Origin of the sequence: Marseilla massiliensis (assembly GCF_016899855.1) — a bacterium.
Taxonomy (GTDB): domain Bacteria; phylum Bacteroidota; class Bacteroidia; order Bacteroidales; family Bacteroidaceae; genus Prevotella.
Window position 1 is genome coordinate 1 of the sequence record NZ_JACJJG010000068.1, and the last position, 14,514, is coordinate 14,514.

Genomic DNA, 14,514 nt, shown 5'->3' on the forward strand with positions numbered 1-14,514 from the left:
AGGCTGACAGATGACAGCTGAAAATTGAAAAATTATATTATATGGATACATGCACTTTGAATAAAAAACAACCGCTTGCGCGGTGTCTCATGCGCAAGCGGTTGTTTATAGAGTGTCAACGAATGTTTACTCGACAGGTACGAATACGAATTCTGTCGTGATGTCGTTGAAGTAAATGTCATACGTGCCGGCAGAGATTGTCATGTTTCCGCCATTGAACTCGGCCGTGCCATAATTTGTGTCATTAAGGTTATTGCCGTTACCCCAACTTGCAGCCCAACCGTTATCCGCACGGAACTTAATCTCGGTGTCTGAGGTTATTTCTGTGTTAATATACCAGTTGTGCGGCGCAACTTCTGTCATTGCGATATCGTTGTTCCAATCTCCGCCTATTCCGATAAGACCGATGGTAGAGTATGAGGTCGGTTTCTGGTTCTCGAGCCTTGTCCATGTATAGGTCATGTTTTCAATATCGGCAGTGAATGTATAATACTCACCGTCTGTTGGAACACCTATTGCACCGGCTTCAGCTGCTTCGGTGGATTTGACTAATGTGCCGGAAACAGATTTATCTCCATCGGTTGAGCAGCCATAAGCAGCTTTCCAATTGCTGATGTCAGTGTTGAGCCAGAATTTTATGCTTCCGTTGTTTACCAATGTTGTGTAGCTGTAAACGGTTGTTGATGTTGGATATAATATGTAATTTGTACTTGGATTCCAATCACCGTTTAATCCAACCAAGTAATACAAGTCAGGCGTCGTTTCTACATATTGCGCTATCACGCTTAGCGCTACTGGATTGGAGTAGACATAGGCTGTGTTCGAGCCGCTGACGCTGGCCTGTACACGTATGTATGCCGTCATGGGGTCTTGCGTCGGGTTTGCTCCGCCGTTGGCTGCTTGATACAGCGATACGATAGAGTCATTAAGCTCCCTGCATTCGAAGCTTACTTCAGGTGTAGCGTTGGCATTTGAATACGTTTGGTTTACATTGCCAAGGGTTCTTGACGTTGCGAAATCTTCGGTCAGTGACACCTGGATTTGATATAGTATCAGTGCGGAGAATCCATAGTCAGGAGCCGTTGATGTTACCGTCAGGCTCTCGGTGTTCAACAAGTCATACGTTGTTGTCTCCGAACCGGCCGGAGCGGTCAATGTCAGGTTACCGGCCGGCTGCCTAAGCGTAGGGTTGTCGTCCCTGTCCTCGCTACATGAGGCAAAGAAGGGAACTACCGCAAGGGCGAAGGCCGGAACGAGCAGGCTTTTAAATATATTTTTCATAATTTCTTCTTGCTTTAATTGTTGTCTTGAATGTGATTAATAACCGTCATTCTGCGTCAGGTTACCGTTGCCGGCTTCCAAGGTGTGTTGGGCGGGAATAGGATATACGTTGAAGTGTGGGTCAACGCTTATGCCGTTCTCGACGCCGCCCTTCCAGTCCCATACGTATTTGTTGCCAGTGAAGCAGTCGAAACGTACGAGATCACTGCGGCGACGGCCTTCCATAAAGAACTCGCGGCACCACTCGTCGAGGATGTACATCTCGTCGATATTGGCCGGTACGGCATCGGCGTTTGCGCGGTTGTGCAGCTCCTGTATGTCGGCACGGGCATCGTTCGGGTTACCGCTCAGGCGATATTTAGCCTCTGCGCGGGTAAGATAAGCTTCGGCGAGGCGGAACAATGGAATGTCCGTATCAGGCCATGATACATTCTGTCCAGCAGTATTGTCGCTCTTCAGGTTGGTCCATTTTACTACAGAAAGTCCGTCGGTGAAAGCTGAGACTTTGTCCGTTTTCAGCTTTCGTACGCCGTTGGCGCAACCGCTGTAGAACAGTGCGCGGTCATCGCCGGCCAAGTCGAGGAGGTCTTGTATTGTTGTGCCGTATTGTTCGTCAAGCGCGACTACTTCGTCTGAGGTCGCATCTTTAGGCGCGGCTTCTTCAGCAAGAGGTATTGCGTCTTGGTTCTCGAAGAACTTTGAAATCATGGCATTGCGTGCGAAAAGGCATGTCCAGCTTTCCCTCATTCCGTAATTGGGCATAGCGGCGCTTCGTGCTCCTGCAATCAGCATGAGCGAGCCTCCATATTGTCTTGTATGAAGTCCGTCCTGGCGGATTGGGAATATTATTTCCTGGCGTGCTTCAGTATTGACGTCGTTGTCGGCCATGAAAAGCTGTGCGTAGCCCGAGTTCCCGTTTTTGGCCAGGCGTGACAGGTCGTATGCTCCACTGTTGATCAGCTGGTCGCAATAGTCTATGGCTTTCTGGTAATCCTCAACTGCACCTTTTGTATAAACCTTCGAGTTGAGGGCAAGGCGTGCGTGCAGCATGTAAGCCGCTCCGCGGTCGGCACGCCCGAAGTACTGGTCGTTGCAGAATGCGCCGACCTCCGCCATCTGCGGTTCTATTTCGGTCAGCTCCTTGTCTATCCAGTCATATGCTTCGGCGCCGCTGTATTCAACAGGCAGTTGGTTGATGTCGAAGTCAGTCTTGAACGGTACTTTGCCGAACAGGTCGAGCAAGTACCAGTAATGCAATGCACGGAGGAAGCGTATCTCTGCGCGCTTCTGGCTGTACTCTTCGTTGTCGGGTACTTCCTGCAGATATTTGTTGAACAGCGTGATGTCATACATCAGGCGGGTATATGCCCACAATACGCGGGTGGAGCTTGAATTCCATCCAATCATCGTGATTTGCGGAATGTCCGGGTCTGTCTGCCATGCCCACATAAGCTCGTCGGTAGGCAATTCCTGAAGGTTGAACGTGGTGCGGTAGAAGCCGGATTCGCCTTCGTCATCGCTCAAGTCGCCATTGCCTGTACCACCACGCTGGCCGGTCAGGCCAAGCACTCCGTAGCATTTTGCGAAAAGCTGCTCCTCCTCATATGAGCTGGATGATTGCGGATCGATTGAACTTATGTCCAAATCGTTCACACAGCCAGTGAGTCCAATGCCCACAATAGCAGCCGCGATAGTCTTAAAAAATATATTTTTCATTGTTATATCCTTTTTGTTATTTCATGTAACATGTATGTACTTCATTAGAAGTTGAGGTTTACGCCAAGCTGGAAACTCAGGGGGCGCGGGTACGGGTTGTTGTCTATGCCGCTCGATACTTCAGGGTCAAGACCGTCATATTTGGTTATTATGAACGGGTTTTGCACGGTGAAGTACAGGCGTCCGGAGAAGTAGTCCTGGTTGTTGTACTTCAGCAGAGCGGGGAACGAATAACCGAGTGTAATGTTCTGGCACTTCAGGTAAGAAGCATTACGTACGAAGTAGTCGCTGAGCCATGGTGAGCCTGTGCCTGTGCCTGTAAATCCTAAATCGACAGCGGCTTGAGTTGTATTGCTGTATGAGCTGTTTGAATAAAGTCCTGGCTGGCTGATGACAGCTTTGTTTGACAGGAAGTCGTAGTAAACATAGTTGCCTATCGACGAACGTAGGGCGAAGCTCAGGTCCCAGTTCTTGTAAGTAAACTTCATCGTAAGGCCCATGTACACAGGTGCTGCCGGGCTGTGATAGAAGTAACGGTCGTCGTTGGTGATTTTACCGTTGCCGTCTCTGTCGACGAATACGCCTTCAAGAGGTTTGCCGTTTTCGTCATAAACCTGTTGGTAAACCCAGAACGAGTTTGCCGGTTCACCTACGGTGTGTGCCTGCACGTGCGTACTCGTTCCGCGTGAGATGGTGTTGCCGCTCTCTACTTTGTAGCCATCGTTACCGCCGACAAGCTCGGTAATTTCGTTGTGATTCCATGAAACGTTGTATTGTACGTCCCAAGTGAAGTCTTTTGTGACGATGGGCTTCGCTCCGATAGAGAACTCAATACCATAATTTTCGAGAGAACCGATATTTTGGTCCATGCGCTGTGCGAAGTTCACTCCGACAGGGATTGTGACGTTTTGAATAAGGTCGGTAGTCTTGCGGTAGTAACCGTCGATATTGGCGGTAATGCGGTTGTTCAGGAAAGCGAAGTCAAGTCCGGCGTTCCATGTGGTTGTAGTTTCCCATGTAAGGTCGGGATTGTAAGCAGAGGGGCGCACCGTATAAATGAACGAGTCCGATCCTGTACCAAACTGGTATTGTCCGTATTGGTCTCCGATAGTGTAAAGAGTAGCATAGAGGAAGTCCGAGCCGATATCCTGCTGACCGGTCTGACCCCAGCCGAGGCGGAGTTTAAACTCGTTCCACCATTTGATGTTTTTCATGAACTTTTCGTCGTTGATTTTCCATGCAAGTGCAACTGACGGGAAGTAGCCCCACTTGTGTCCTTTGGCGAAACGTGAAGAACCGTCGGCACGGAACGTAGCGGTAAGCATGTAACGGTCAAGGAGTGTATAGTTCAAACGTCCGAAATAAGATACGAGTGAGTTATGGGTTGCCCATTCCTTTTCGCTCCTTAATGATTCATTATAAGGTTCGTTTGTATATGAATCCCATCCCATGCCTTGGTTGTATCCGCTGCGGTGGTAGTGAGACTCCTCGGCGCCGGCCATTATGTCGATGGTATGAGATCCGAACGTATGCATGTATTGTGCGTAGGCATTTGCGGTAATGCTGTACTTATAGTACTTGGTTACGCCGTTCCAGCCGTAATAGTTGTTGTCATAAGAATAGGGTGACGACCAGTCGTCCTGTGTGCTTGACGTGTACTGACCGCCGTAGCTGGCGTGGAGTCGTAAGTCCTCGAATCCGTGAACCTTGTAGTCTACCTCTACGTTACCGTTAAAGTCGCTCGAATTGGCGATGCAGCTTCTTTGGTTGAGGTATGCGACGGGGTTCTGAGGTGTATTGGTATTTGACGTGTAATTCCAGCTTTTATCAGGATAAGCGTCAGTAGACTGATAGTTTTGGTAATATCCGCCAAAGAAAGAATCACCGATTTCGCTGTGGTCATACACTGAACGGGTCGGGTCCATAGCGAGCGCTCCGCCGATAGCCGCGCCAGAGTCTACATAACTGTCTTTCTCGGCCATGAACTTGGCGGTTATGTTAAAGTTCAGGTGGTCGTCGAGGAATGACGGAGCAAGGTTGACGGATGCGTTAAAACGCTTCATGTAAGATGTCTTGATGATACCGCTGTTGCTTTGGTATCCAACTGATACACGGTAAGGCATGTTCTTGAGTCCGCCCGTCATAGAGAGGTTGTGTGATGTGCTGACAGCAGTACGGAATATCTCGTCCTGCCAGTCTGTGTTTGCGTCGCCGAGTGCAGGAGCATCTCCATTCGGCCACAGTTGGTCAACGAGTGCGCGGTATTCATCGCCGTTAAGCACGTCGTAGCGTTTCTGGGTGGTTGAGATTGTTACGTCGCCGTTGTAAGAGAATTTCGGGCCTGTGCCCTTGCGTCCCTTCTTGGTGGTGATGATGATGACGCCGTTAGATGCGCGCGAACCGTAGATGGCTGTTGCAGATGCGTCTTTCAATACAGTGAAGGTCTCGATATCGTTCGGGTTGATCATAGCGAGCACGTTACTCATACCGGTAGCCGTGTTGCCGTCGATGGTAAGACCGTCGATTACGTAGAGAGGGTCGTTGCTTGCGTTGAGTGACGAACCGCCACGGATACGGATCTGCGCTCCCGCGCCTGGCGCACCGCCTGCGGTGATTACGTCAACACCGGCAATCTTGCCGACGATCATGTCGCTGGCGCTGCTGGTGATACCCTTACTCATCTCATCTGGCTTGATGGCTGTTACCGAACCTGTCAAGTCTTCCTTCTTTGCGCGGCCGTAACCGATTACGACAACGTCGGAAAGCAATTGGGTGTCGTCTTGAAGAGTGATTACCATGTTAGAGGATACGGGTACTTCAACGGTCTTGTAACCGATGTAAGACACCTGGATCTTAGCTCCCGGTTCAGCTTTGATGGTAAAGTTTCCGTCAAAGTCGGTAATAGAGCCGCCGTCTTGTCCTACGACACGGATGGTAGCGCCGATTACCGGTTCACCAGAAGCATCCTTAACGATTCCTTTGACTTCATTCTGAGCAAAGGCGCCCACTGATAGGAATAGCCCGATCAATAATGACAGGATCCTAATAGGGGTTTTGATTTTTACCTGCTTCATCATTCTTGTACTTTTAAAGTTAACATTTATAATACTAAATTTTTAATTCTACGTCTCAAAAAACGCAGTCTCAAGGTCAGTTTTCACATGTGCAAAAATACGTCCATTTATTATTATTTGTTCTTCATTTTAACTAAAAAATACATTCTCGTTTGCGCAATCGGTTGCACATTGAAAACCTTAAATATTATAAGGTGTAATCTTAAAGATAGTTAGGCATTAACTAATTTTGCGGTAGAAAAACAAAACGGATCATGCCTGAAAACAGAGTGCCTATAACAATGAAAGATATTGCCAGGGAGTTTGGAGTCTCCGTGGCAACTGTTTCGAGGGCCTTGAAAGGCAGTCCGCGTATAAGCGAGAAGCGGCGCAACGAGATAGTGGCTTATGCCAAGGCGCATGATTTCAGTCCAAACATAATGGCCGAGTCGTTGCGTAACAACAAGACGATGAAGATTATCGGGGTAATAATCCCTCAATTCACCCATTATTACTTTTCGTCGATATTGAGCGGAATTGAGGACGAGGCCCTGAAATACGGTTACAGGCTGCTTGTTGCGCAGAGCGACGAAAGATATGAGCGTGAGGTTGAGACGTGCAATTCGTTCTACGAGAACAAGGTGTGCGGCATAATAGTGTCGCAGTCGAAGAACACTTCGCGCTACGACCACTTCATATCGTTGATGAACAAGGGGTTGCCCCTTGTCTTTTATGACAGGATTTGCACCGGCGTGGACGCCAGCCGTGTGGTTGTCGATGACTATATGGGAGCTTATTCTGCCGTAGAGTATATGATTGGCACCGGTTGCCGTAACATTGCTTTCTACGGTTCGTCGATGACGCTCGAGATTTCGAAGAACCGTTATAACGGTTGGCATGACGCATTGCTGAAGCACGGAATAAATCCTAATGACTGCATAAGGAAGATTTGCGACAACCGCGAGGATGCCGAGCGGATTACGCCGGAGGTGTTGAATGCCGACAACCGTCCCGACGCTTTCTTCGCCATTAACGACGATACGGCCATAGGCATAATGTACACTGCCAAGCGCATGGGACTCAGGGTGCCTGAGGATATATCTGTATGCGGGTTTACCAACGGACAGAGGGCCGTAGCGTGCGACCCGATGCTTACCACCGTAGAGCAGAACGGCTATAAGGTGGGGCGCGAGGCGGCCGACATACTTATCGCAAAGGTCGAGGGGCGCATGCCTGTTGACAAGGTGGAGAAGCGCGTGATAAGGACCAGGCTGATTGTAAGGGGCACCACCAAGTAATGTATAATTCATAATGCATAATTCATAATTGAGTTTGTGCAAAACTGGGTTGTGCATTGAGAATCGTGAATTAACATAAATCCTTAAACAATATGAATACTGACTTGAAAAGAAAACCTGATTTAAGTTTTGCCAAACTCTGGAACCTGAGTTTCGGTTTCTTCGGCGTACAAATTGCGTACGCCTTGCAGAGCGCCAACATCAGCCGTATATTCGCAACGTTGGGCGCCGATCCGCACAGCCTCAGTTATTTCTGGATACTCCCTCCCTTGATGGGCATTATCGTGCAGCCGTTGGTTGGCACATTCAGTGACAAGACGTGGTGCCGTTTCGGCCGAAGGATACCTTATCTGTTCATCGGCGCGCTTGTGGCGGTTATAGTGATGTGCCTGCTGCCCAACGCCGGGTCGTTCGGTATGGCCGTGTCTACGGCCATGGTGTTCGGACTGGTGTCGTTAATGTTCCTCGACACGAGTATCAACATGGCTATGCAGCCGTTCAAGATGCTTGTCGGCGACATGGTTAACGAGAAGCAGAAGGCCCTGGCGTACTCGATACAGAGTTTCCTGTGCAATGCCGGCTCGCTCGTGGGTTACGTCTTCCCGTTCCTTTTCACGTTCCTTGGCATAAGCAATATCGCTCCGAAGGGCGTAATACCTGACTCCGTTATTTACTCTTTCTACATCGGCGCGGCCATATTGATACTTTGCGTGATATACACTTCGGTCAAGGTGAAGGAAATGCCGCCGAAGGAATATGCCGAGTATCACGGATTGTCGAAGCCGCTCAACGAGGACAAGGTCAACTGGCTGAGGCTGCTGCGCGACGCGCCCAAGGCTTTCTGGACGGTCGGGCTGGTGCAGTTCTTCTGCTGGGCGGCGTTCCTGTACATGTGGAACTATACCAACGGAGCCATCGCCGAGACTTGTTGGGGCACTACCGACCCGACTTCTGAAGGGTTCCAGGCGGCCGGCAACTGGGTTGGCATACTCTTCGCCGTGCAGGCTATAGGCAGCGTGTGCTGGGCCGTGGCCCTGCCGAGGTTCGCCAACCGTAAGGCTGCCTACGCCATCAGCCTTGCGCTCGGTGCCGCGGGCTTCCTGATGGTGCCCTTCGTGCACAACCAGTATGTGCTCTTCGTGCCCTACCTGCTTATCGGATGCGCATGGGCCGCAATGCTGGCAATGCCATTCGCCATTGTAACCAACGCCCTTAACGGCAGCCACATGGGCACTTACCTGGGCCTGTTCAACGGCACGATATGCATTCCGCAGATAATAGCAGCGGCGCTCGGCGGCGCAGTACTGAGCCTTGTCGGCAGCGAGCAGAGCAGCATGATGACCGTATCGGGAGTGCTTCTCGTGGCCGGGGCGCTAAGCGTGTTCATCATAAAGGAGACCAGCGGTGAGCATAATTGACACCGTTCGACAGTAGGTCTTGTCCGTGCAGGGACGTTATGACATGTCATTGCGGTTGAAAGTGTTACGTTTATGCCGCGTTTTGCTTACGTATTTTCTTCCTGGATGTATGTGCGTTGATTCTCCGTAAGCTGGCTGCCGGCTTTCGCTTACAATCTAAAAGACGGCAAATCGTACTGTAAAAGATGGTGTATTACAACGTAAAACGTCGCATTCTGTATTGCGGAATGCGACGTTTTGTTTTTTTGCGGATGTCTTGCCGGGCTGTCTTTCGGGTATTGGCGCCAGCCGTTTTCCTGTATCCGGCACTATAGTTCGTGCAGCTCCTTTAGCTTGGCGGCCAGCTTGTCTATCATGACGGTCGACAGTATGACCGTGCCCTGGCGGTCGATGAGGTACATGGCCGGTATCCACTTGATGTTGTACAGGCGCGATACGTCGGTCGATTTCCATTTCTTCAGCTCGCTAAGGTGCAGCCAGTCCATGCCGTTTGATTCGATGCAGCGCGTCCAGTTGTCCTTCTTGTCGTCGAACGATACGCTCACGAACTTAATCCTCTGCCCGTACATGTCGTGCAGGCGTTTCATTTCGGGAATGTCCTTGCGGCAGTCCGGGCACCATGAAGCCCAGAAGTCGAGCACTACGTAGCTTCCCTTCATCTCCGACAGACTGTGGCGCGTGCCGTCGGGCGCCGCCAGAGTGAAGTCGGGCGCCTCCGTGCCGGGCTGCAACAGGTCTTTAGCGTAAAGCGAGTCGGCGTCCTGCGCCGATACGTTTGCGGCCAAGGCTATCACCACGGCTGCAATAATCATTCTTAATTTGAGCATTGGCTATTCTGTTAAAAGTTAATTGTCGATGTCTTTTTAGGCTGATTCGGCTTATCAGGCATATTGGGCATAGTTAGCCTAATATGCCGAATTAGACAGATAAGGCTGATGGCCCGATAGGCTGAATTGGCCCGGTATGTCTTCTTAAGCTAAGCCTTTTATCCCCGCGAGTCGGCTCCCCACATCATCTTCTCGCGCAGGGTGGAGAAGTAGCGGTGCCCGCTGCGCTTTACTATCCTTATCGTGTAGGGCGCCTTGCGTATGGTCAGGCTTGTGCCCTCGGCGCATTTCTCCGACTGTCCGTCCACCGCTATGAGGAAATTGTGGCTTCTGCTCTCTACCGTAAGGTTTATTACCGTGCCGTCCGGAATGACTATCGGGCGTATGTTGAGGCTGTGCGGAGCCACCGGCGTGAGGCACAGCGTGCCCGTGCAGGGCACTATTATCGGGCCTCCGTTCGACAGCGAGTAGGCCGTCGAGCCGGTGGGCGTGCTCACGATGAGGCCGTCGGCCTGGTAGGTTACGAGGTATTCGCCGTCAACCTCGGCGTGTATCGTTATCATCGAGGCATTGTCGCGCTTCAGCACTGCTATGTCGTTAAGCGCGTATGAAGGGCCCTGCAGCGGCCTGCCGTCGGCTTCGGCCTGTATTACGGTATGGTTCTCGATGTCGTAGTTGCCGTCGTACAGCGACGCTATGGCTTCCTCAATCTCGCTCGGCAGCACGTCGGCCAGGAATCCCAGGCGCCCCATGTTCACACCGAGTATGGGCGTACCCTTGCTGCCAACGTGCCCCGCGGCCCGCAACAGAGTGCCGTCGCCGCCCATGGAGATGACGAAGTCGGCCTCGAACAGGCTGTCGTCGAACAACCCTACGCTGCCTTCCGCTATGCGCCCCGTGCTTACCAGGTAGTCGTAGAACCGCCTCTCTATGCACACCTCGGCGTCGTGCTCGTCAAGGCATGCCAGTATTTTCTGTATGTTGGCCGACTTGCGACTCTGGTATATGTTGCCGAAGATGGCGAATCTCATTTTCCGAAGTGCCATAAAATGTAGCTTTTAATTTTCTTTTTAAGCATGTCATGCTTGGAAATGCCAAACATTTTGTAACTTTGCCGATGATTATAGGCATTTGCAAAATTACATATTTTGCCGAATAACGGACATCGCATAATCCATAAAAAACAAAAAAATGACGAAATTAAGCGTAAACATCAACAAGGTGGCCACACTGAGAAACTCGCGCGGAGGCAACAATCCCGACGTGCTGCAGGTGGCTCTTGACTGCGAGAAGTTCGGCGCGCAAGGCATAACCGTACATCCACGCCCCGACGAGAGGCATATCAGATACAGCGACGTGAGGGGCATACGCCCGCTCGTCAAGACCGAGATGAATATCGAGGGCAACCCTATACCTAAATATATAGACCTTGTGCTGGAGGTAAGACCAACGCAGGTGACGCTCGTTCCCGATGCCGACGACCAGCTGACGAGCAACCACGGCTGGGACACAAAGGCCAACCGCGCATTCCTTACCGATGTAATCGGGCGCTTCAAGGAGGCAGGAATAAGGACGTCAATATTCGTCGACGCCGACCAGGAGATGGTTGCCGCGGCCAAGGAATGCGGCACTGACCGCGTAGAACTGTACACTGAGCCCTACGCCGCGGGATATATGGACGACCGCGCGGAGGCAATTCGCCCATTCGTCGAGGCTGCCAGGACGGCACGTGAGGTAGGACTGGGGCTCAACGCGGGCCATGACCTGAGCCTGGTGAACCTGCACTATTTCCACGAAAACATACCTTGGCTCGACGAGGTAAGCATTGGCCATGCCCTCATTTGCGACGCTCTGTACATGGGGTTGCACCCCACTATCCAGGCATACCTCAAGTGCCTTAGGTAAGCTTCTGGCGCCACGGACGCCACTTGAGGCCGTGCGTCGGGTCGGGTAAGCCGCTCCCGCAAGCCGTGACAAGCTCGCCCTTTCATAACTTGTTACGTTATCCCTTAATGAAAAAACACTATTAATAAATAAAACAACCATGGCAAAAGTTTATGAATTCCTGGCAACGGGCTTCGAAGACATAGAGGCCCTCATACCTTTAGACATAATGCGCCGCGCCGGCGTAGAGTTCAAGACCGTCAGCGTGACAGGCTCATTGCTTGTTGAGACGGCCCACGGAGTGAAGATACAGGCCGACATGATCTTCGAGGAGGCCGACTTCAGCGACGCTGACCTGCTCATGCTTCCCGGCGGACTGCCCGGGGCTACCAACCTCAACGACCATGCAGGCGTCAAGAAAGCCGTAGTAGAGCAGAACGCACGCGGCAAGATGGTGGCTGCCATCTGTGCCGCGCCGATGGTGCTGGGCGGACTCGGCCTGCTGAAAGGCAAGCGCGCGACGTGCTATCCAGGCTTCGAGAAATATCTTGAAGGCGCTGACTATACCCATGAGCTTTGTACGGTGGACGGCAACATAACTACCGGCGAAGGCCCAGCGGCCACTCTGCCTTATGCCTACACCCTGCTCGCGGCCCTTACCGACAGACAAACCGCCGACGGTGTGGCCGAAGGCATGATGTACAAACACCTTATGTTGAAGTGATTTTACCGTATTGATTACAATCAATGGACATACTGTGGGGCGGTAAGCAGGGATAAACCTGCTACGGCCTGTCGGGCAGTGCCGGAGGAATACCGTGCCGGCACGGATTCCGGCACCGCTTGGCGGCCATGTTTATAGTGCCCTCTCTGTGCCCATTGAGTTACAACCTTATATTAATATACATGGATTATGCAGTGATAGTGGCGGGCGGCAAAGGCGAGAGAATGGGCTCCAACGTGCCCAAGCAGTTCTTGCCGCTCAACGGTCTGCCTGTGTTGATGCAGACGATTAAACGTTTTCGCGAGTACGACGCCTACATGTCCATCATTCTTGTGCTGCCGAAAGAACAGCACGAATACTGGTCTGAGCTATGCAAGAAACATCGTTATACCTCGGCGTACACTGTGGCCGAGGGTGGTCCTACACGCTTCCATTCGGTCAAGAACGGCCTCGACATGATACCTGACGACGCCGAAGGCGTGGTCGGCATTCATGACGGAGTGCGTCCCTTCCCGTCGGTTGAGGTGATAAGGACGTGCTATGAGACAGCCCGAACTGCCAAGGCGGTGATTCCGGCAGTGCCGGTGTTCGAGACGTTGAGGCGTATTGTGGGCGACGGAACAACCGAGACGGTGCCAAGGGACGACTACAGGCTTGTGCAGACGCCGCAGACGTTTGACATACAGTTGCTCAAGCAGGCTTATCGCCAGCCTTACCGTGAAGCTTTTACGGATGATGCGTCGGTTGTGGAGAGCTTCGGACAGAAGATAACCATCGTCGAGGGCAACCGCGAGAACATAAAAATCACGACGCCGTTCGACCTCCGTGTGGCGAGGATATTGGGTTAAACGTGGTAGAAGCCAAGCTTCAGGACGTTTCAGCCGTATTATAAACACATGCTAAATGCTCGACATTCTCAATCAGGACATACAGTTTTTACCCGGTGTGGGGCCACGCCGTAAGGCGTTGCTCGAGAAGGAGTTGCGGGTAAAGACGTATGGTGACTTGCTTGAGTATTATCCTTATAAATACGTAGACCGTAGCCGTGTGTACCGTATCGGCGAGATTTCGGGTGATGTGGCGTTTGTACAGGTGAGGGCGAAGATTCTCAGTTTCGAGACGTTCGAGATGGGGTTCCATCGCACGAGGCTTGTTGCCCATGTCTCTGACGGTACCGGCGTGGCAGACATCGTATGGTTCTCCGGTGCCAAGTACATGATGGAGCACCTGAAGATAGGCGTGCCGTACATTATATTCGGGCGTCCTACGGTGTTCAACGGGCGCTACCAGTTCGCCCATCCCGACATCGACCCCGCCTCAGAACTGCAACTCTCGCAGATGGGCTTGCAGCCTTATTACGTAACGACGGAGAGGATGAAGAAGGCGGGAATGAACTCGCATGCCGTAGAACGGCTTATAAAAAACCTTCTTGACAGTATCAAGACTCCGCTGGAAGAGACTCTTCCGGCGTTTATAACGCAGCCTTTCAAACTTATTTCGAGGGACGAGGCCTTCAGGAAAAAGCATTGCCCGAAGTGTAATGACGATATTGTGCAGGCCGATTTCCGCCTCAAGTTCGAGGAGCTTTTTTATGTACAGCTGAACATTTTGCGCTATGCCAGCGACCGTAAGCGTAAATACCGGGGGTATGTATTTACAAGTGTAGGCAAGAATTTCAACGACTTTTTCTACCATAACCTGCCGTTCGAACTTACAGGGGCGCAGAAACGGGTGATAAGGGAAATCCGCAAGGACATGGGTTCGGGGCGGCAGATGAACCGCCTGTTGCAGGGCGACGTGGGCAGCGGCAAGACTCTGGTCGCGCTTATGACAATGCTTATAGCCCTGGACAACGGTTACCAGGCGTGCATCATGGCCCCTACGGAAATCCTGGCCGAGCAACACCTGGCCACGATAACGTCGCTCCTGCACGGTATGGATGTCCGTGTAGAGCTGCTTACGGGCATAGTGAAGGGTAAGCGCCGCCGTAGCGTGCTTGAAGGACTGGCCGACGGCAGCGTGAAGATACTTGTCGGTACGCACGCGGTGATAGAGGACAGCGTGCAGTTTGCTCGTCTCGGTTTCGTCGTCATTGACGAGCAGCACCGCTTCGGGGTTGTTCAGCGCGCCAAGCTGTGGAACAAGAGCGACAACCCTCCGCACGTGCTGGTGATGACGGCAACGCCTATCCCGCGCACATTGGCCATGACAATATACGGCGACCTTGATGTAAGCCAAATCGACGAGCTGCCTCCGGGCCGCAAGCCCATAACCACGCTGCACAAGTATGACGACCAGATGACGAGCCTGTAC

11 protein-coding genes are annotated in these 14,514 nt (G+C 51.8%); 6 read left to right on the forward strand and 5 right to left on the reverse strand.

What is annotated here, in order from left to right; all coding sequences use genetic code 11:
- Positions 1 to 126: 126 nt before the first annotated feature.
- The 3 genes from H6A34_RS10545 to H6A34_RS10555 are packed head-to-tail and all read right to left on the reverse strand — an operon-like array spanning position 127 to position 6,071.
- Positions 127 to 1,281 (reverse strand): SusE domain-containing protein, encoded by a 1,155-nt coding sequence (locus tag H6A34_RS10545; protein WP_205105487.1) that lies wholly within the window; start codon positions 1,279 to 1,281, stop codon positions 127 to 129.
- A gap of 36 nt (positions 1,282 to 1,317) precedes the next feature.
- Positions 1,318 to 2,997, reverse strand: coding sequence for a starch-binding outer membrane lipoprotein SusD (gene susD / locus H6A34_RS10550; RefSeq protein ID WP_205105488.1), 1,680 nt, complete (start codon positions 2,995 to 2,997; stop codon positions 1,318 to 1,320).
- A 44-nt stretch (positions 2,998 to 3,041) separates the two neighbouring features.
- Complete coding sequence (locus tag H6A34_RS10555) at positions 3,042 to 6,071, reverse strand: SusC/RagA family TonB-linked outer membrane protein (RefSeq protein ID WP_205105492.1); 3,030 nt, start codon at positions 6,069 to 6,071, stop codon at positions 3,042 to 3,044.
- A 254-nt stretch (positions 6,072 to 6,325) separates the two neighbouring features.
- Here H6A34_RS10555 and H6A34_RS10560 point away from each other — a divergent pair, with 254 nt between their 5' ends.
- Positions 6,326 to 7,348 carry a LacI family DNA-binding transcriptional regulator gene (locus tag H6A34_RS10560; RefSeq protein ID WP_205105489.1) on the forward strand — a complete coding sequence of 341 codons (1,023 nt, stop codon included), beginning with the start codon at positions 6,326 to 6,328 and terminating at the stop codon, positions 7,346 to 7,348.
- Positions 7,349 to 7,440: 92 nt separating this feature from the next.
- Positions 7,441 to 8,766 carry an SLC45 family MFS transporter gene (locus H6A34_RS10565; RefSeq protein ID WP_021947565.1) on the forward strand — a complete coding sequence of 442 codons (1,326 nt, stop codon included), beginning with the start codon at positions 7,441 to 7,443 and terminating at the stop codon, positions 8,764 to 8,766.
- A gap of 308 nt (positions 8,767 to 9,074) precedes the next feature.
- On the opposite strand, the gene H6A34_RS10570 is transcribed toward H6A34_RS10565, so the two are convergent.
- Positions 9,075 to 9,593 (reverse strand): TlpA family protein disulfide reductase, encoded by a 519-nt coding sequence (locus H6A34_RS10570; protein ID WP_239480845.1) that lies wholly within the window; start codon positions 9,591 to 9,593, stop codon positions 9,075 to 9,077.
- A 158-nt stretch (positions 9,594 to 9,751) separates the two neighbouring features.
- Positions 9,752 to 10,639, reverse strand: coding sequence for an NAD kinase (locus H6A34_RS10575; protein WP_021947563.1), 888 nt, complete (start codon positions 10,637 to 10,639; stop codon positions 9,752 to 9,754).
- A 145-nt stretch (positions 10,640 to 10,784) separates the two neighbouring features.
- Between H6A34_RS10575 and H6A34_RS10580 the strand changes: the two genes are divergently transcribed.
- The 4 genes from H6A34_RS10580 to H6A34_RS10595 all read left to right on the forward strand — a co-directional run.
- Positions 10,785 to 11,498 (forward strand): pyridoxine 5'-phosphate synthase, encoded by a 714-nt coding sequence (locus H6A34_RS10580; protein WP_021947562.1) that lies wholly within the window; start codon positions 10,785 to 10,787, stop codon positions 11,496 to 11,498.
- Positions 11,499 to 11,637: 139 nt separating this feature from the next.
- Positions 11,638 to 12,201 carry a DJ-1 family glyoxalase III gene (locus H6A34_RS10585; protein ID WP_205105490.1) on the forward strand — a complete coding sequence of 188 codons (564 nt, stop codon included), beginning with the start codon at positions 11,638 to 11,640 and terminating at the stop codon, positions 12,199 to 12,201.
- Positions 12,202 to 12,383: 182 nt separating this feature from the next.
- Positions 12,384 to 13,049 carry a 2-C-methyl-D-erythritol 4-phosphate cytidylyltransferase gene (locus H6A34_RS10590; RefSeq protein ID WP_021947560.1) on the forward strand — a complete coding sequence of 222 codons (666 nt, stop codon included), beginning with the start codon at positions 12,384 to 12,386 and terminating at the stop codon, positions 13,047 to 13,049.
- 55 nt (positions 13,050 to 13,104) lie between these two features.
- On the forward strand, positions 13,105 to 14,514 hold a 1,410-nt coding region (locus H6A34_RS10595), incomplete at its 3' end, for an ATP-dependent DNA helicase RecG (RefSeq protein ID WP_205105491.1).